The sequence below is a fragment of the Brucella sp. GW823-FHT04E01 genome (assembly GCF_058796175.1).
The window spans coordinates 76,379-94,569 of sequence record NZ_JBXAIK010000007.1 but is presented as its reverse complement, the minus strand read 5'-3'; the positions used below and the strand labels follow the sequence as shown (position 1 = coordinate 94,569).

Here is an 18,191-nt window from a genome sequence, read left to right as displayed (position 1 = left end):
GGTTGTTGCAGAAAAGACACGAAATTGCCCGTTTCAGGGTGGGCTATTTAGAGTTTATTAACATGAGTGAACGCGAATTAACGGGTCTTAACGCTTGAAAACACGCGATATTTGGCATCGTGGCGGTTTTCAGCCCGCGAATCCATGACTTCCCGTGCTCCGAGTGGAGAATATGTCAAAGCACCGTCGCGTATTGCCACATTAGCTGATTTGGGTGCGAATCTTTCTTGTTATACAGCTCGAAATGAGGCTGCCGACGCCTGGTGAAAGCGGCCGATTCCACGCATATTCCTGATTGCGTATATATAAAGTGCGATAATTCGCAGGAAATTTTACCAGTTGGCGCGCAATTCGCTTGAAATGACAAAGCGTACCAGCTATCTCGCCCTTACCGGAGAGGTGGCCGAGTGGTCGAAGGCGCTCCCCTGCTAAGGGAGTAGACCTCATAAGGGTCTCGTGGGTTCGAATCCCATCCTCTCCGCCAGCTGCCTCAAGCAAATCTCTTCATAAAAATCAGATCCAGATTGCCACGCGATGTGCGATTCCGTGCTTTTACGCCCCGTATTCGACGCATGTCGGATCACTTCCGATTTGCTGACTTTTTGAGTTCCGAATCTGCAAACTCTATAACACATTGAAAATAATTGTTTATTTCAGAAGCCTCCGATTCTTGACTGGAGGTCAGAAATGAACATCAAGAGCCTTCTCCTTGGCTCCGCTGCAGCTCTGGTTGCAGCTTCCGGCGCTCAGGCTGCCGACGCAATCGTCGCGCCAGAGCCAGAAGCCGTTGAATATGTCCGCGTCTGCGATGCTTACGGCGCTGGCTACTTCTACATCCCAGGCACCGAAACCTGCCTGCGTATCCATGGTTATGTTCGTTACGACGTAAAGGGTGGCGACGACGCCTACACCGGTTTTGAACGCGGTGGTTGGGATAAGTCTGCTCGTTTCGCTCTGCGTTTCAGCACGGGCTCGGAAACTGAACTCGGTACTCTGAAGACCTACACCGAGCTTCGCTTCAACTATCTCGGCCTCTCCAATCCCGATGACGGTGCCGATGAGACCTATGGCCTGGCAAGCGACAGCAGCTATGTTCAGTTCGCCTACATCCAGCTTGGTGGCCTGAAGGTTGGTATCGATGAGTCGGAATTCCAGACCTTCACCGGTTACCTTGGTGATGTGATCAACGATGACGTGGTCGACGTTGGCGCATACCGCACGGGCAAGATCTCGTATACCTTTGCTGGTGGTAACGGCTTCTCGGCTGTAATCGCCCTCGAGCAGGGTGGCGACGATCATCTGATCACCGACTATGTTCCACACATTGTTGGCGGCCTGAAGTATGCTGGTGGCTGGGGTTCGATCGCAGCTGTTGCAGCTTACGATTCAGTTATTGAAGAGTGGGCAGCCAAGGTTCGCGGTGACGTCAACATCACGGATCGTTTCTCGGTTTGGGTACAGGGTGGTTATGCCTCCGCTGAAACGACCGACCAGAACTACGGTTCCTGGGGTGGCGATTGGGCCGTTTGGGGTGGTCTGAAGTATAAGGCAACCGAAAAGGCGACGTTCAACGTGCAGGCAGCCTATGAAGACTGGGGCAAGACTGCACTTACAGCAAACGTGGCCTACGAACTGGTGCCCGGCTTCACGATCACGCCAGAAGTTTCCTACACCAAGTGGGATGACGATCATCCGGTACGTGAAGCTGGTTTTGCCGGGAAAGATGCTTTCCAGGGCATGATCCGCTTCCAGCGCTCGTTCTAATCAGACCGACGCTTAAGCAAAATGCGCCAACGGGAAACCGTTGGCGCTCATCCATTTGAAACACCGCTTACGATTAAGTGACACGATCCTTTCGAACAGGGAATTTCGAAAAGGATCGATAAACGAGGGGAATTCGGGGACGACACAAAGCTGGGGGCAAACATGGTCTTTTAGAAAGGTCTAATCATGTCTCCGCATAAAGTTAGCTCACTTATCTTGTGCTCCGGGAATTATTTCATTAGTTGTACGTCCTACAAGAAGAAGGGGGGCGTGCAATGATCGTCGTTGGGGAAACGAAGATCGACACGGGCGACAAGTTTGCGCCGATAGTCGACTACAACTTAAAGTATACATCCAGCAAAAGTCCGAACCACCGGCTTGTCGAGCAATTTTCGGTGGCGGAACTGACGGGGAAATATGTAAACATCCTGTGGGATGATGGATCACACAAGTATAATGTGAAGTCGTTTCTAGGCGAGATTGATGAGATTTTGAAGGGTGAACGCTTTTCAGGTTTCGATCAGCAAATGCTTGATTCCGTCATCGGTTCGCTTCGTGAGCGTGGCAACAGCAATGCAACCATCAATCGAAAGATGGCTGCGCTGAGCAAGCTGCTGCGAAAGGCGCACAAGATGGGAGATATCTTTAATCTACCGGAATTCGTCCGGCAGAAGGAGCGTGTGGGACGTATTCGATTCCTCGAATATGAGGAAGAAAAGCGCCTGTTCGCCGCGATCAAGTCGCGCTGTGAAGACAGTTATCGGCTTTCCCTTTTCCTTGTCGACACTGGCTGCCGCCTTGGAGAAGCAATCGGTGTCACCTGGAACGATGTTCAGGATCAGCGGGTTACGTTCTGGCTCACCAAATCAAATCGCAGCCGCACTGTTCCACTCACCCGCCGTGCCCGCAAGGCTGCACATATCCCGCATGAGAAGCTCAAAGGCCCCTTCTCCATGCTCAATCAGGTCCGGTTCCGCCAAATCTGGAATGAAGCGAAGATGGAAGTCGGTCTTGGTACGGACGATCAGGTCGTTCCGCATATTCTACGTCATACCTGCGCATCCCGTCTCGTCCGGGGCGGGATCGATATCCGTCGTGTTCAGATGTGGCTGGGGCACCAGACACTCCAGATGACCATGCGTTACGCCCATTTGGCGACACATGATCTCGATTCATGCGTGAAAGTGCTCGAGGTCCACTAAAACGCATCTCGAAATGGGTAAACCGGTTTCGGACAAGGTGCGATATGGTTGAATGCTTGGAACGTCGATCTGATTCAATCAGATCGACAGGCGTTTTTGATGGCTCCGGCACTGCGCGTTGGGCTTGTGGTTGTGAGACACCGACGGTGCGCACGCGCGCCTGAGGCGTGCAGATGTTCGGGTTCCGACCCGTTTCACTCTGCAGATCCTTATCGTTTAACTCGATCGGCGGGCAGCAAGCCTGATCGTTCGCTTGGATTATTCAATCGACTAGAATCATTGTGATGGCACCAGTCACTACAAGTTGCTATGCCTTCCGAGCTGGACAGGCGTAGGTGGATAAGATTTTCTCCAGCTCTTCGACTGCCCTCCTCACACGTTGATGGACTGAGAATCGACTGGAAATCGCCATGGGATCGCCTCGCCTTACACCACTCGTCGCAAGCTTGCCTTCTACTGTTCCTTTTACCGGCCCCGAAACGCTGGAGCTACAGCGCGGAAAGCCTTTCAAGGCACGGGTCGGCGCGAATGAAAGCAGTTTTGGTCCAGCGCCGTCTGTCCTTGATGCAATTAGGACCGAAGCGAGCGAAATCTGGAAGTATGGCGATCCTGAAAACTATGAACTGCGCCATGCCATTGCCGCACATCACGGCGTAAAGCCGCAACACATTATGCCGGGAGCAGGTGTCGACGCCTTGCTCGGGCTGGTAGTCAGACAATATGTTCAGGAAGGTGACAGGGTCATCAACTCGCTGGGCGGCTACCCAACCTTCAACTACCACGTTGCGGGTTATGGCGGAAACCTGGTTACTGTTCCTTATATCAACGACAAATCGGACCTCGACGGCCTGCTCGATGCGGCCCGCAAGCAAGATGCTGCAATTCTGTACCTCGCCAATCCGGACAATCCGATGGGAACCTGGCATATGGGTTCGGACATTCAATCCTTCATCGAGCGCGTTCCTGAAACCACCCTCCTCATTCTGGATGAAGCTTATTGCGAAACAGGGCCAGCGTCCGCCTTCCCGCCTTTTGAAACCGACCGACCCAACATTCTTCGGATGCGCACCTTCTCCAAGGCCTATGGTCTAGCGGGAATCCGATGTGGATATGTTGTCGGCAGCGCCGAAACCATCAAGTCTTTCGACAAGATTCGCGATCATTTCGCAGTGAATCGCCTTGCGCAGGCAGCAGCTATCGCCGCCCTCAAGGATCAGGCTTATCTGCGTGACGTAGTCGCGAAAATACAGGCAGGGCGCGATCGCATCGCTGCAATCGCTGAGGCAAACGGCCTTTCGGCCATCCCATCCGCTACAAATTTTGTCGCTATCGATTGCGGCAGGGGCGGAGCATTTGCCACTGCGGTTCTGAATGGACTGATAGCGCGTGATATTTTCGTACGCAAACCGGGCGCCCAGGTTCTGGATCGTTGCATTCGCGTAAGTGTTGGCATCGAGCAGCAACTCGATCTCTTCGAAGCAGCCCTTCCTGCCGCCTTGGAGGAAGCCCGGAAACACGCGGATTCTCGCGAAACTGCCTGAACGGTGGAGACCCATATGAAGATTCGATCCGACAGTCGGTCTCAGAACATTCTTTTCAGCACGCTTGCCGGGCTGTGCGGTGCCCTTGCAATTGCCGCTTATGCGGGAGCCGCCCATGGTGGAGAGAACCATCTGGGCAACATCGCTCCCCTGCTCCTCGGCCATGCGCCCGCATTTCTGGTGCTATCTCTCATTGTACCGTTCAGCCGTACCGCTTATCTGGGCGGCGCATTACTTGTGATCGGTCTCGCCCTGTTCTGCGGCGACCTCTTCATGCGTGACATGACAAGCGACCGGCTATTTCCAATGGCCGCGCCGATAGGTGGATCGTTGATGATACTTGGCTGGCTCGCAGTCGCGGTCGCGGGCTGGTTCTCACGAACCAAATAAGAAGGGGAAAATAGGCCCCTTCTTATTCGAATAATCCTGATCAAATCAGGAATTGCCTTTCAGGCGTGCATTGCAGAGGCTGTAGTAACCGCCACCTTTTTGAATCCACTTCAAACCACCCAATGCATTGGCATCTTTCAGCCTATAATACTGCTCGAGGCAGGTGTGCATACGAGCCTTGCCAGCTGATTCGTTCGAAAACTTTGCAGAAACTGCCGTTGGAAATTTGACGCCTCTGGGCGCCGCAACCGTTGGGGCAGTTGGTTCACTGGTACCGTCGGTGCTGAAGGCAACTGGATCTGCACCAGGTCCGCATTCAGCCTTGCGGAAATCGTTCCATTTTGCAACATTGTCAACACCAGCGTCTTTTGCCGCCTGATACTTGGCGCTGCACTGCTTCATCGTTAAGCCCTTGGCGCTGTCATCAGCAGCAGTGCTTTTTGCCGTTTTCTTAGCTGGAGAAGCAGGTGCAGGAGCTGCGGCGGCATTTGCATCGCATTGCGCCTTGCGGAAATCGTTCCATTTCATGCCGCCAAGCGTGCCAGCATCTTTGGCAGCTTGATATTTCGCGCTACATTCCTTCATTGTCAGGCCCTTGGCACTGTCGTCTGCGGCAGGGGCGGCTGCACTCTTGGTTGCCTTTTTGGCTGGAGCTGACGGTACTGCGGCAGCATCTGCGTCGTCTCCACATTGCGCCTTGCGGAAATCGTTCCATTTCATGTCGCCAAGCGTGCCAGCATCTTTGGCAGACTGATATTTTGCGCTACATTCTTTCATCGTCAGGGCGTTGGCGGGCGATGAAAAGGCAAATGCAGCAGCACTCATGATGATGGCGGTGCCGGCCATGGCGGTGATGGTTCGAATTGACATCTTGTCACTCCCTATCGAATGCAGCTCTTTCGATCACTCGGTACCTTTTACGCCTTGCGATCTTACTAATATAGAGGAACGGTAGATGTCATTGTTGCTCTGACCCGTTCCGTTTATACGCCAACATTGCGCTCCACAAAGTTGACTGTCAATCATTCGGTGAATATTACCTTCAGCTCAATACAAATTTTCTAACGGGCTTTCTTTGCTCGTTATGGTCATGCAGGTGCCATGAAGTAAAATTATAGTACTTCCTACCTCATTTCCGATTTTTATTCGAACAGAGTTAAAATCCGGAGACGATGCAGGTGATAGAGCGGATCATGATCATAGGCGGCGCCGGTTCGGGAAAATCAAGCCTTGCGCGTAGGCTAGGCGAGATTACCGGCTTACCGGTCATTCATATCGATACCCTCTACTGGCAACCGGGCTGGATAATGCGCCCGCGTGACGAGATCGGCCGTCTTACCAACGAAGCAGCAGATCAGGACACATGGATATTCGAGGGCAATCATAGCGAAACTATGATTTATCGTGCATCGCGAGCCGATACTCGTTTTTCTCGATATATCGACCGTGCGTCGCCTGTGGCGTGTATTCAAAAGAACCATAATCCATTACGGACGCTCACGCCCGGATATGGCGGAAGGTTGTGTGGAGCGTTTCGACTGGGGCTTCCTGAAATGGGTGGCAGGCTATCGCAAGAACGGTCGCATTCGCGCACTGGCCTTTCTGGAAGGTGCGCCTCAGCATCTCGCCAAGCGTCATTTGCGCAGCCCGCTTGACGTCAAACGCTTCCTCGCGCAGATGACGCACGAAATAAATCAAAACAAACAGCCGTCGCAATTGCGATAAATCTACAAACACGACCGTGAAATAACAATATTTCAAGCCGTGCGAAGCGTCGAAACGGCTGTTATATTTAACCGTCTCCCAAGACTTGACGCCGCGTGCTTTGACCCAACCCTCTGCACAGCGCGAATGCATGACAAGCCGGAATTCATTCCGGCACCGTAATCTATTTGCCGGATTACCGGCTTCTCGCTGTTCTGGAGTTTCCACGTGGCCGATATCGCTGATAACGCCGCCCCGCTCATCGATGCGTCGAAAGCCGCCGCATCAGACCGTCACCGCCTCTATGAAGATGCGATGGCTATGCTGATCGGCACGTCCTTCATTGCGCTCGGCATTACGCTTTATAGTCAGGCTATGCTGATGACCGGCAGCACGGCTGGTATCGCCCTTCTCATCCAGTATGCAACAGGCACGGAATTCGGATTGCTCTATTTCCTGATCAATCTGCCATTCTATTATTTCGCCGTGCGTCGAATGGGTTGGGCGTTCACCATCAGAACCTTTGTCGCAGTGGCCATGATGTCGGGCTTTGCTCGACTGATGCCCATGAGTGTCGATTTCTCAAGCGTCAATCCGCTCTTCGCAGCACTCATGGGCGGCACCCTGATGGGTATGGGGGTGCTGGCACTTTTCCGGCACCGCTCCGGCGTCGGCGGCGTCAATATATTGGCGCTCTATCTACAGGACGCTTATGGGATAAGAGCCGGCTGGTTTCAGCTCGGCCTCGATGTCCTTATCATGCTGATCTCGCTGTTCTTTATCCCGTGGGAAAACATGGTGCTTTCCCTGATCGGAGCGATTGCCATGAACCTCATCATCGCAATCAACCACAAACCGGGCCGGTATCTCGGTATAAGCTGAGTCAACAAAAAAGCCGCCTTGAAGGCGGCTTTTTTCATAACGACTATCTTGCCAGTCAGTGGGCGGTCATCCACTCACGCGCACCGCGCAGCGCTGCTGCCAGTTCGCCCTTGCTCATCGTCGCTGCCACCTGATTGCGCATACGGGCGGCCTTCTCGCTGCCGCGGATGGCGGCAATGTTCAGCCACTTGTGGGCTTCCACCACGTCGATCTCGCAATCACGGCCGATGGCAAATTTCATGCCCATTTCGAGAAGAATGCGATCCTGTGCGACTGCGTTGTGCGTATTCGAGAAGCTCTGAAACTGTGCCATTTTTCTCTGTCCCTGTTAAATCCCGAGAACCGTCCAGTCTTTATTTTCAAAGCCTGATTTCATTGCTTTGAAACTGCCGTCTCTGTCGTTCCGTTCATGCTCTCAAATCTACGGGAAAGGGTTGAAATGCGCGTTAAACCAGATGCTTAACGAGCAACCAACAAAATCCGAACAAGGGGTAAACTTGGGATTCTGTTAAACATGCAAGTGTCGCCGATTGCTGGATTTTTGCAAAAATTCGATTCAAATCCGCACGGTCGAACGAAACCAGTTGCTAACTATAGACAACATTCGAATGCGGCTGTGTGTGGAAAAAGGGCAGTATTTCAGGTGCCAAGCGAGACACAAATATCCCTCTTCCGCTTCGCCAAAAACTGGTTTACGTTTACGTTTGCGTAAGCTTGACGGATGTTCGAGGAGGGCTTCTGTCTCAAACTTCAAAACGCATCACAGCGGTTTCATCGTTGCGACCGGCAAAGCCGGGACTGGCGGCGATTTGGGAGGAAAGAATGATCCGCACACTTATTCTTGGAATGACGCTTGCAGCCACTTTTGCCGCCCCTGCTCTTGCCGACGAAGGGATCGTCGGCACGTGGAAGCGCCCGAACGGCACGATCATCAGCTATGCGTCCTGCGGCGCCAACAAGTTCTGCGGTACGGTGCAGACCGGCGAGTACAAGGGCAAGTCCATCGGCACGATGTCAGGCACGGGCGGCAGCTACAAGGGGGAGGTCAACAAGCTCGACGAGGGCAAAACCTATACCGGCAAAGCCAGCGTCAAGGGCAACACGCTTTCACTTTCCGGCTGCGTGATGGGCGGCCTGATCTGCAAGAGCGAGAGCCTCACGCGCCAGTAATATTCAGTGGCATCCAGAATAAGAAAGGGCAGCCTCGAAGCTGCCCTTTCTTTTGATCGCTTATTCAGCGTGCCTTTTGGCCAAAGAGAATTTTCTGGGCTTCCTTGTCCGTCGCCAGATTGGATTTTTCTCGCTCTTCTTTCCCGACAAGCAGACCACGCTGAACCGCAGGGCGCGCATTCATTGTCTCATGCCAGCGCTTCAGATTCGGGAAATCATCCAGGTTCTGGTCGTAGTTCTTATGGGCATTGATCCAGCCGATCGAAGCCATGTCGGCAATTGAATATTCGCCTGCAATGTATTCCTTGCCTTCAAGCTGCGTGTTCAACACACCATAGAGACGGTTAACCTCGTTGGTATAGCGGTCGATGCCGTACTGAACCTTTTCCGGCGCATAGACACGGAAATGCCCGGCCTGCCCGGACATCGGGCCGAGGCCACCCATCTGCCACATCAGCCATTCGTCAACTGCGACGCGCTTGCGTTCGTCGGTCGGATAGAACTTACCGAACTTCCGCCCGAGATACTGCAGTATAGCTCCAGACTCGAACACCGAGATCGGCTGGCCGCCCGGCCCTTCCGGATCGATGATGGCGGGCATACGGTTGTTAGGAGCAATCTTCAAAAAGTCCGGCTGAAACTGATCGCCCTTGCCGATATTGACATACTTGACCTCGTAGGGAACGCCCAGCTCTTCCAGCATAATGCTGATCTTGAAGCCGTTCGGCGTCGGCCAATAATACAACTCGATGGGCTTGGTCTGTTCGGCCATGGGCTCTCTCCCGCTGATCCTGACGTTGAGCGGGACTTATGTTCCCGCATTCCAATGATGGAAAACATAAGTCCCTTTCCAGCAGGCACAAGAGCCACACACCGCAATAAACGGAACATCAATATTTTTGAACGCCGCATGAACGACCCTCTCAGGGAGGGTTCAGGCGCAATGGCTAAATTGATGAGGGAGAACAGAAATCATTACGGCTTTGGGGGCCAACCGGTATGCTTCGACGTTTAACAATTGTCTGCCTGATGATCGCTGGCTTTGCCGCTGTTGCCAGCATTTTCGCTGACCAGAGGTACAACCTCTACCGGGATCAACCGGTAATCGGACCTGTCGCCGCGTTCACCCAGAAGCCTGTCGGAGAGCGGCCATGAAAAAAACCCGGACCATCGCCGCAATCGCCCTTCGGGTTTTCTTTTTCACCGCCATTTTCACCGGTCCGGCAGCCACCTTCGCCTACACGCAGATTGGCCAGCATTCCCAGATGAGCGGCATCGGCCTCGTGCTTTATGTAAGCCTGCAACGCGTCGCATAAACTGGGTCATATACCAGTCATGGACTCTGCTATACTAGGCCATGACACAGCGAATCGAACATCCTTTTTTGACCGAGATCAAAACGCCTTCGACCGTTGATCCGGAGGTTTTCACCGATGCCGGTGCGGCGGTTGCCGCCCTGCAAAAGCTCTATGATCGCAACACGGCTTTCCTGCGCGATGCGTTCGAGAAGGTTGCCCGTGGCGAAATTCCACCGCAGCGTTACCGCGCTTATTATCCCGAGATCTGTCTATCCACATCCAGCTTCGCTCATGTGGATTCACGGCTGGCCTATGGCCATGTCTCGACGCCAGGTGATTATTCCGCAAACATCACGCGGCCCGACTTGTTCGATCATTATCTGAACGAGCAGATTCGCCTCCTGATGCGCAATCACGGTGTGACCGTGACCGTGAAGGAATCGTCGACGCCGATCCCGATCCATTTTGCCTTCAAGGAAGGCACCTATGTCGAGGCTTCCGTCGCCAACGCCTTCACGCATCCGCTGCGTGATCTGTTCGATGTACCCGATCTGGCGGCGACCGACGACAAGATCGTCAATGCCGATTTCGAGCCCGCCCCCGGCGAACCGATGCCGCTTGCACCATTCACTGCCCAGCGCGTCGATTATTCACTGCATCGGCTGGCGCACTACACGGCGACAAGCCCGGCGCATTTCCAGAACTTCGTGCTGTTCACAAACTACCAGTTTTATATGGACGAGTTCTGCGCCTATGCCCGCGACTTGATGGCAGAAGGCGGCGGCGGTTATGAACAGTTCGTTGAACCGGGCAATCTGATTACGCGCGCGGGCGAGACCGAACCAAGCAGTGGCAGCCCTCTGCCCCGCCTGCCGCAGATGCCAGCTTATCACCTGCAACGGGGCGACCATTCGGGCATCACGATGGTCAATATTGGCGTGGGACCGTCCAATGCCAAGACCATAACCGACCATATTGCAGTGCTTCGCCCTCACGCATGGCTTATGCTCGGTCATTGCGCTGGCCTTCGCAACAGCCAACAGCTTGGCGATTACGTTTTGGCACACGCCTATATGCGTGAGGACCATGTTCTCGATGACGATCTGCCCGTCTGGGTGCCATTGCCGGCACTTGCGGAAATTCAGGTTGCGCTGGAAGAAGCCGTCGAGGAAATCACCGGTCTGGAAGGTTATGATTTGAAACAGATCATGCGTACCGGTACGGTCGCGACCATTGATAATCGCAACTGGGAACTGCGCGACCAGCGCGGCCCGGTGCAGCGCCTTTCACAGGCGCGTGCTGTCGCACTTGATATGGAATCAGCCACAATTGCGGCCAATGGTTTCCGTTTCCGTGTGCCTTACGGCACCCTGCTCTGTGTTTCCGACAAGCCGCTGCACGGCGAACTGAAACTGCCGGGCATGGCGACCGAATTTTACAAGCGGCAGGTGGCGCAGCATCTGCGCATCGGCATCCGCGCGATGGAAAAAATTGCGGCCATGCCGGATGAGCGGCTGCATTCCCGCAAGCTTCGCAGCTTCTACGAGACGGCTTTCCAGTGACGCTAGGGGAATAGGGTGGTAAGGCAGTAGAGCAATATGTTGGTTAGCAACAGATGATGCTCTTAACATACTGCCTTACTCCCCTAACGCCCTATTGCCTTCACCTCCATCATCGCGCCGTATTCGATAGCTAGAGGCATTTCATGTCGAAAAGCCGTGAAAACCTTTCATTCCTGTTGCTGCTGGCTGCTGTCGCGCTGTCGGTTCCGCTCGTGCTGGGATTTCTTGGAGCGGTGCACCCGGCTCTCGATTCCTTTTCGCATTTTCGAGCTCACCTGTCCGTCCTGCTGGCAGTGCTGACCATTCCCTTGCTTTTCACCAAGATGCGGCGTGAGGCGGCGATGCTGCTACTCTTTGCCGTCATGGCTCTAGGCACGACTGTTGGTGCTGCACGCGATTTCCTGAGCGGCTCCACGGGCGCCCATGCGCAGGAACAAGGCGGCGCACGCTACCGTCTCGTCCAGATCAATTTGCGCGAAGACAATCCCGAACCGAAACGCATTCTCCAGATGATCGCGCGGGAGAAGCCGGACGTCATCACCTATGAGGAGGCTAGCGACCAATGGACCAAGTGGCTCACCATTCTCCAGGGCTCCTATCCCTACCATCTCAATTGTGCTGACGATCCCAACACATGGGGCGTGGGCATCCTGTCGAAGCGGCCTTTCAGCGAAGATGCACAGACGGCCTGTGTCGGCGATGGTTTGCTCGCAATTGCGCCGATCAATTTCGGCGGAACGACCGTGCATGTCGCAGCACTGCACTTTTCATGGCCATGGCCGCGTTGGCAGCCTTATCAACTCCGCTACATCGAACCGGAACTGCAGAAGCTGAAAGGCCCTCTGGTTGTCGCCGGTGACTTCAATGCAGCGCCGTGGAGCAATGCCGTTCGCCGCGTCGAACGTGCCTCCGGCACCCGCCATATGACCGGTATTGGCGGCACGTGGATGACGCACCTACTGCCTGTTAAGCTCGCTCCTTACATCGGCCTGCCGATTGATCAGATACTCGTAAGCCCTGAAATCGGAGGGGCGAAGGTTTCGGCTCGCGAAGATGCTGGCTCCGATCATCTGCCGGTGCGGCTCGATTTTTCCGTTCCACCACCCGTTCGGCCAGATGAAGAAGAACCGGAAACCCAGTCCGTCATGCTGCAATAAAAAAGGCGGTCCCAGACCGCCTTTTTCTTTTACATGTTTACGTAAACAGGTCCCTCGCCGCCTTGTGGCGGCACCCAGTTGATATTCTGGTTCGGGTCCTTGATGTCGCAAGTCTTGCAGTGCACGCAGTTCTGCGCGTTGATGACAAACCGCACATCCTTTGCCTGTGGATCAGCTGCGGAGTTGCCGTCGGCATCCACCCATTCATAAACACCCGCAGGGCAGTAACGCGTCGACGGACCAGCGAAGACGTCGTGTTCGGAAGTCTGCTGCAATTTCATGTCGCGAACCTGAAGATGCACAGGCTCGTTCTCGTCATGGTTCGTGTTCGACAGGAACACCGACGACAGACGATCAAAGGTCAGAACGCCATCCGGCTTCGGATAATCGATCTTCGCGTGTTTTGCAGCCGGCTCAAGCGACTGCGCATCGGTCTTGCCATGCTTCAGCGTTCCAAAGATGGAGAAACCGAAAAGCTGGTTGGTCCACATATCGAGACCACCGAGCGCCACGCCGGCAATCGTGCCGAACTTCGACCACAGCGGCTTGACGTTGCGCACCCGCTTCAAATCCGTGCCGATCAGGCTTGAACGCCAATTGCTCTCGATCTCGACCGGCTCGTCATTGGCGCGGCCTGCGGCAATTGCCTCGGCGATCTTGTCGGCAGCGAGAATGCCAGAAAGAACCGCATTGTGGCTGCCCTTGATGCGCGGCACGTTGACCAGACCAGCCGAGCAGCCGATGAGCGCTCCACCGGGGAACGACAGCTTTGGCACCGACTGGAAGCCACCTTCGGTAATCGCACGTGCGCCATAGGAAAGACGCTTGCCACCCTCGAAGACGTCCTTGATGGCCGGATGCGTCTTGAAACGCTGGAACTCTTCAAACGGCGACAGGTACGGGTTCTTGTAGTTGAGATGCAACACGAAGCCGACCGCAACCATATTGTCTTCCAGATGATAAAGGAACGAGCCGCCGCCCGTCTTCATGTCGAGCGGCCAGCCGAAGGAGTGCTGGACCAAACCCGGCTTGTGCCTGGAAGGATCAACCTGCCATAGTTCCTTGAGGCCAATACCGTATTTCGCCGGTTCACGGCCTTCGTCGAGCTTGAACTTGGTGATCAGCTGCTTGGCAAGCGAACCGCGCGCGCCTTCGCCGACCAGCGTATATTTGCCGAGCAGCGCCATGCCGCGCGTGTAGTTCGGACCATGCGTTCCGTCGCGCTCGACGCCCATATCGCCAGTGGCGACACCGATGACCGCGCCCTCGTCATTGTAGAGCACTTCGGTTGCTGCAAAGCCCGGATAGATTTCTACGCCAAGTTCTTCGGCTTTGGTGCCGAGCCAGCGGCAGACATTGCCCAGAGACACAATGTAATTGCCATGATTGCTCATCAGAGGCGGCATCGCGAAATTCGGCAGGCGCACTGAACCTGCGGGCCCCAGCACGAGGAAATGATCGGCAGTAACCGGCGTCTTGAAAGGGTGCCCCTCTTCTTCGCGCCAGCCCGGCAGGAGCTGGTCGATACCCACCGGATCAACGACAGCGCCGGAAAGAATATGCGCGCCGACTTCCCCGCCCTTTTCGAGGACGACGACGGACAGCTCGGGATTCGCCTGCTTCAAACGGATTGCCGCAGCAAGGCCCGCAGGGCCTGCGCCGACGATCACAACGTCGAATTCCATGCTCTCGCGTTCGGGAAGCTCCTGGTTCGCATATTCTGGGGCTTCAGACATTCATCCCTCCGTCCGGTGTAACATCGTCTTCTCACTAAGGTAGCCCAGACGACGCATCCAATTGTTTTTGTGCATGATCTAATCGCGAATACCCATGAACCGACTGCCCGTCAGCACTGGCGGTACGAAAAGATCGCCGTTTCCCCGTATTCTGCCTTACCCTGTCGCAGAGTTGGAGACTGTCGCAAATGCGTCCAATTGTCCAAAACAGGCATCCTACGTCCTCAAATTGATTTACCTTAACGTAAACGTCAAATTCATTCCATTCAAGAAGCCGCGATGAAGATTTGTTTGTGATGGTAGAAGAAGCATGTCCTCATGTCATGTCAGGACCATGTTCGCACCTTGCCTGGCTATATGCGCATCAAACAGGGTATGAACTGTCACTAACAGGCCAAACGAACCCTAAATCCAAACCGGGCTCTTGCATTCACCTGCAAAATTCGCCACCTCAGAGGTGAGGTAGATAATGGCTGATAATCGCGAAACGCTGGATATTGAAGGTTTGCTCCGCTTCTATGCGGAGGCAGGCATTGACATGCCGCTTTCCGAAACGCCGATAGACCGGTTTGCAGAGCCTCAACGCCCTGCCTCTTCGCAGCCAACCGCGCAGATGCCGAATTCACCTGAGCGCGCCCGGCAGCAACAACCGCGCCCAGCGCCGGCACCCGCCCCCACCAGCAAGCCTGTGCAAGCCGCAGCCGACCTTCCCGATACGGCGCAGATTGCGCTCGCACGCGAAGCGGCGGCACAGGCTTCAACGCTGGAAGAATTGCGGGAGAAGCTTGCGGCATTCGACGGCTGCAACCTGAAATTCACGGCGAAGAACCTTTGTTTCGCCGATGGTGATCCGTCATCCGACATCATGTTCATCGGTGAAGCGCCCGGACGAGATGAGGATATGGAAGGATTGCCGTTTGTCGGAAAATCCGGACAGCTTCTCAATCGCATGATCGAATCCATCGGCCTGAAGCGAGAAAGCGTCTACATCGCCAACACTATCCCGTGGCGTCCGCCCGGCAACCGTACGCCGACACCGCTTGAGACGGAACTTTGTCGGCCATTCATCGAACGACAGATCGAGCTTGCCTCACCAAAAGTTCTGGTTGCTCTGGGCGGTCCTGCGGGCAAGGCCCTAACCGGCGCGACGGAAGGCATCCTGCGCCTGCGCGGCAACTGGAAAATTCATCGTACGCCCAACGGCCTCGAAATTCCCGTCATGCCGACCCTGCATCCCGCATATCTTCTCAGGACACCGGCACAAAAGCGTTTTGCATGGCGCGATTTTCTGGCTGTGAAGCTGAAATTGGCCGAATTGATGAGTTGAAATCTTTTTAGTTCAGTGGCATCGGCAGGCGACGCAGGCGGCACTGTCACCAACATGCCGCAAACTTGTTCTATTTCGCCGCTTGCCAAACCGCCTTTCGGCGACAAGTAGCCCTAAATTCAGTTTCCCCATGGGATTTCACTGTGGAGTTTTTCATGGCTGGCCAGCTCCTGCCCATAGCCGCTTTGCTTGCAAGCACCTTTCTGATGCTGCTCGCCGGTGGCCTTGCGGGTATTCTTCTGCCCCTGCGGGGCGGCATGGAAGGCTGGTCGACCACGACCATCGGCTGGATGGGTACGAGCTATTCCCTCGCCTTCACGATCGGCTGCATTGTGGTGCCGCATCTGGTGCGGCGCGTTGGGCATGTGCGCGTCTTCTCTTCGCTTGCGACGTTGCTTTCGATGGCGCTGCTTTTCCACGCACTGGTCGTCAATCCTGTCGCATGGATGATCTTCCGTGGCGTTGCGGGCTTTTCGCTCGCAGGCAGCTACATGATTATTGAAAGCTGGCTGAACGAGCGCGTAACCAATGAATCGCGCGGTCGCATCTTTTCGATCTATATGATCATCACCATGCTCGGCCTGCTCTGCGGGCAGTACATCCTGCCGTTCGGCGATGCGGGAACGCAGACGCTCTTCATCATTTGTGCCATCATCTATGCAAGCGCACTGCTTCCAACCGCCCTTTCAAGCGCGCAGTCACCCAATCCGCTGACGCAGGTTTCGCTCGATTTGAAGGGACTTTATCGACGGTCACCTGCTGCGGCTGTTGGCTCGCTAATTGCAGGTATTGTTGCAGGTACCTGGAACTTCCTCGCCGCGATTTACGGTGAGATGAATGGCCTCTCCACCTTCGGCATCGCCACAATGCTTGCCTGCGCCATGATCGGTGGCGCTATCTTCCAGTACCCGCTCGGACGAGGATCGGACTTTGTCGATCGTCGCTATGTCATGGTGATCGCCGGTATCATCGGCTTTGCTTTGTCGATGGTGATGGTGCTGTTCCATCCTACCTCGCCCTATGCGCTTTACGCGATGATGTTTCTGTTCGGTTCGGTGATTTATCCGATCTACAGCCTCAACGTCGCTCACGCCAATGACTACGCAGATGCCAGCGAATTCGTGAAGGTCTCCGGCGGGTTGCTGATTATTTACGGCGTGGGCAGTGTCATCGGGCCTGCCCTTTCCGGCCCGTTGATGGATCTGATTGGCGCATCGGGCTTCTTCGTAACCATGGCCATCGCCTACGGCTTATACGGCCTGCATGCCTTTTGGCGCATCCGTCGCTTCGAGCGCCCGGCGATCAGCGACCAGAAGACCGAGTACAAATTCCATACGCCGGACGGCCAGTCCACGCCGGAGACCATGCAGCTCGATCCCCGTGCAGAAGGCACACCCGGTCAAAGCTGAATTCATTGCGTCTGCGGTGCGTTAACCTTGTGGGGCGCAATCGAAAGCTTGTGCTCGCGGTAAATGATGAAACCGCCTGCCGCCATGACGATGGCGCTACCGGCCAGCATTTCGAAGGTCGGAATATCGCCGAACAGCAGAAAGCCGATGGCTAGTCCCAGCAGCATCGACGTGTATTCGAATGGAGCAATCGTCGACATCGGCGCATGGCGATAGCACTCGGTCAGAAGAATCTGGCCGACGCCCCCGGCAAAACCAGCACCGACCAGCATGGCAAGCTGCGACCAGTTCGGCACGATCCAGCCAAAAGGAAAGCTCACCAAGGAGATGACGCTCGCGGATATGGAAAAGTAGATCACGATGGTCGAGGTGCGTTCCGTCTGCACGAGGCGACGTACAAGCATCATCGCCACCGCAGACAAGATAGCCGCACCAAGAGCGGCGAACGCACCCATGGCCTCGTCATGCCCCATGCTACCGCCGGAAAAAACCGTCAGCCGCGGCCAGATGATGACCATCACCCCACCAAGCCCGATGAGCACTGCGCTCCAGCGATAAAGCCGCACGACTTCATGCAGGATGACCGCGCCAAGAATGACGGTAATCAGTGGTGAAGCGTAGTTGATCGCGATTGCTTCGGGCAGCGGCAGCTTGGTGAGAGCGAAAAAGCTCATCGACATGGAACAGACACCCACCAGTCCGCGCCAGAAATGGCTGAAACCGTTCTGGGTGCGGAACACGCCAGAAAGCTGCCCGCGCCACCCCAGATAGAGCAATATAGCGAAGATTGCGAAGAACGACCGGAAGAAGATCAACTGTCCGACAGGCACGCCTTCAGCTGCTTTCAGCAAGGTGGACATGGCGACAAAAACAGCAACGGAAGCGATTTTGAGACCGATGCCGAGCATCGGGTTCGTTTCAATATGGGCAGCCTCGACAGGCGCGCTCGCATGAGCGTTCACAACGCAATTCCTTAAAACATGAAACGCAGGTTCGCCCAAAGTATTCGAGCGCCTGTTTTCTTATTCCTGTTTGTGACACAGCACCAG

Annotated in this window: 17 protein-coding genes and 1 tRNA gene; 13 read left to right on the top strand and 5 right to left on the bottom strand. The window is 54.9% G+C overall.

The window, feature by feature from the left end:
* The first annotated feature begins 393 nt into the window (after window positions 1-393).
* From AC1RHM_RS22245 to AC1RHM_RS22225, 5 genes are all read left to right on the top strand, one after another.
* Window positions 394-484 (top strand) — tRNA-Ser (locus AC1RHM_RS22245).
* Between the two features lie 203 nt (window positions 485-687).
* Window positions 688-1,764 (top strand): porin, encoded by a 1,077-nt coding sequence (locus AC1RHM_RS22240; RefSeq protein WP_029925275.1) that lies wholly within the window; start codon window positions 688-690, stop codon window positions 1,762-1,764.
* A 275-nt stretch (window positions 1,765-2,039) separates the two neighbouring features.
* On the top strand, window positions 2,040-2,966 hold the full coding sequence (locus tag AC1RHM_RS22235; protein ID WP_029925277.1) for a tyrosine-type recombinase/integrase: 927 nt from the start codon (window positions 2,040-2,042) through the stop codon (window positions 2,964-2,966).
* A 410-nt stretch (window positions 2,967-3,376) separates the two neighbouring features.
* On the top strand, window positions 3,377-4,507 hold the full coding sequence (locus tag AC1RHM_RS22230; RefSeq protein ID WP_029925279.1) for a pyridoxal phosphate-dependent aminotransferase: 1,131 nt from the start codon (window positions 3,377-3,379) through the stop codon (window positions 4,505-4,507).
* A 15-nt stretch (window positions 4,508-4,522) separates the two neighbouring features.
* Window positions 4,523-4,897 (top strand): DUF423 domain-containing protein, encoded by a 375-nt coding sequence (locus AC1RHM_RS22225; RefSeq protein ID WP_029925281.1) that lies wholly within the window; start codon window positions 4,523-4,525, stop codon window positions 4,895-4,897.
* Between the two features lie 45 nt (window positions 4,898-4,942).
* On the opposite strand, the gene AC1RHM_RS22220 is transcribed toward AC1RHM_RS22225, so the two are convergent.
* Window positions 4,943-5,767, bottom strand: coding sequence for a hypothetical protein (locus AC1RHM_RS22220; protein ID WP_036585805.1), 825 nt, complete (start codon window positions 5,765-5,767; stop codon window positions 4,943-4,945).
* Between the two features lie 534 nt (window positions 5,768-6,301).
* Here AC1RHM_RS22220 and AC1RHM_RS22215 point away from each other — a divergent pair.
* Together AC1RHM_RS22215 and AC1RHM_RS22210 are read left to right on the top strand one after the other, a co-directional pair.
* Entirely contained in the window at window positions 6,302-6,622 is a 321-nt protein-coding gene (locus AC1RHM_RS22215) for a P-loop NTPase family protein (RefSeq protein ID WP_235823002.1), read from the top strand.
* A 207-nt stretch (window positions 6,623-6,829) separates the two neighbouring features.
* Window positions 6,830-7,483 carry a YitT family protein gene (locus AC1RHM_RS22210; protein ID WP_012092428.1) on the top strand — a complete coding sequence of 218 codons (654 nt, stop codon included), beginning with the start codon at window positions 6,830-6,832 and terminating at the stop codon, window positions 7,481-7,483.
* 55 nt (window positions 7,484-7,538) lie between these two features.
* On the opposite strand, the gene AC1RHM_RS22205 is transcribed toward AC1RHM_RS22210, so the two are convergent.
* Window positions 7,539-7,796 (bottom strand): hypothetical protein, encoded by a 258-nt coding sequence (locus tag AC1RHM_RS22205; protein WP_010661614.1) that lies wholly within the window; start codon window positions 7,794-7,796, stop codon window positions 7,539-7,541.
* A 509-nt stretch (window positions 7,797-8,305) separates the two neighbouring features.
* Between AC1RHM_RS22205 and AC1RHM_RS22200 the strand changes: the two genes are divergently transcribed.
* Window positions 8,306-8,653 carry a DUF2147 domain-containing protein gene (locus AC1RHM_RS22200; protein WP_010661613.1) on the top strand — a complete coding sequence of 116 codons (348 nt, stop codon included), beginning with the start codon at window positions 8,306-8,308 and terminating at the stop codon, window positions 8,651-8,653.
* Window positions 8,654-8,717: 64 nt separating this feature from the next.
* On the opposite strand, the gene AC1RHM_RS22195 is transcribed toward AC1RHM_RS22200, so the two are convergent.
* Complete coding sequence (locus AC1RHM_RS22195) at window positions 8,718-9,425, bottom strand: glutathione binding-like protein (RefSeq protein ID WP_012092429.1); 708 nt, start codon at window positions 9,423-9,425, stop codon at window positions 8,718-8,720.
* A 379-nt stretch (window positions 9,426-9,804) separates the two neighbouring features.
* On the opposite strand from AC1RHM_RS22195, the gene AC1RHM_RS22190 reads away from it, so the two are divergent.
* The 3 genes from AC1RHM_RS22190 to AC1RHM_RS22180 all read left to right on the top strand — a co-directional run bounded on the left by AC1RHM_RS22190 (window position 9,805) and on the right by AC1RHM_RS22180 (window position 12,670).
* The gene (locus AC1RHM_RS22190; protein WP_162998228.1) at window positions 9,805-9,969 is read left to right on the top strand and encodes a hypothetical protein; all 165 of its coding nucleotides are present in this window, start codon (window positions 9,805-9,807) and stop codon (window positions 9,967-9,969) included.
* Between the two features lie 41 nt (window positions 9,970-10,010).
* Entirely contained in the window at window positions 10,011-11,513 is a 1,503-nt protein-coding gene (locus AC1RHM_RS22185; protein ID WP_151576888.1) for an AMP nucleosidase, read from the top strand.
* 143 nt (window positions 11,514-11,656) lie between these two features.
* Window positions 11,657-12,670 carry an endonuclease/exonuclease/phosphatase family protein gene (locus AC1RHM_RS22180; RefSeq protein WP_122241952.1) on the top strand — a complete coding sequence of 338 codons (1,014 nt, stop codon included), beginning with the start codon at window positions 11,657-11,659 and terminating at the stop codon, window positions 12,668-12,670.
* A 29-nt stretch (window positions 12,671-12,699) separates the two neighbouring features.
* Here the strand turns inward: AC1RHM_RS22180 and AC1RHM_RS22175 are convergent, their stop codons facing one another.
* Window positions 12,700-14,406, bottom strand: a complete 1,707-nt coding sequence (locus AC1RHM_RS22175) for an electron transfer flavoprotein-ubiquinone oxidoreductase (protein WP_036585810.1) — start codon at window positions 14,404-14,406, stop codon at window positions 12,700-12,702.
* A 469-nt stretch (window positions 14,407-14,875) separates the two neighbouring features.
* Here AC1RHM_RS22175 and AC1RHM_RS22170 point away from each other — a divergent pair, with 469 nt between their 5' ends.
* Both AC1RHM_RS22170 and AC1RHM_RS22165 read left to right on the top strand, forming a co-directional pair.
* Window positions 14,876-15,733 (top strand): uracil-DNA glycosylase, encoded by an 858-nt coding sequence (locus AC1RHM_RS22170; protein ID WP_029925289.1) that lies wholly within the window; start codon window positions 14,876-14,878, stop codon window positions 15,731-15,733.
* Window positions 15,734-15,888: 155 nt separating this feature from the next.
* Window positions 15,889-17,142, top strand: coding sequence for an MFS transporter (locus AC1RHM_RS22165; RefSeq protein WP_036585812.1), 1,254 nt, complete (start codon window positions 15,889-15,891; stop codon window positions 17,140-17,142).
* Window positions 17,143-17,144: 2 nt separating this feature from the next.
* On the opposite strand, the gene AC1RHM_RS22160 is transcribed toward AC1RHM_RS22165, so the two are convergent.
* Window positions 17,145-18,050: a DMT family transporter gene (locus AC1RHM_RS22160; protein ID WP_208398230.1), complete on the bottom strand. Its 906-nt coding sequence runs from the start codon at window positions 18,048-18,050 to the stop codon at window positions 17,145-17,147.
* Window positions 18,051-18,191: the final 141 nt, after the last annotated feature.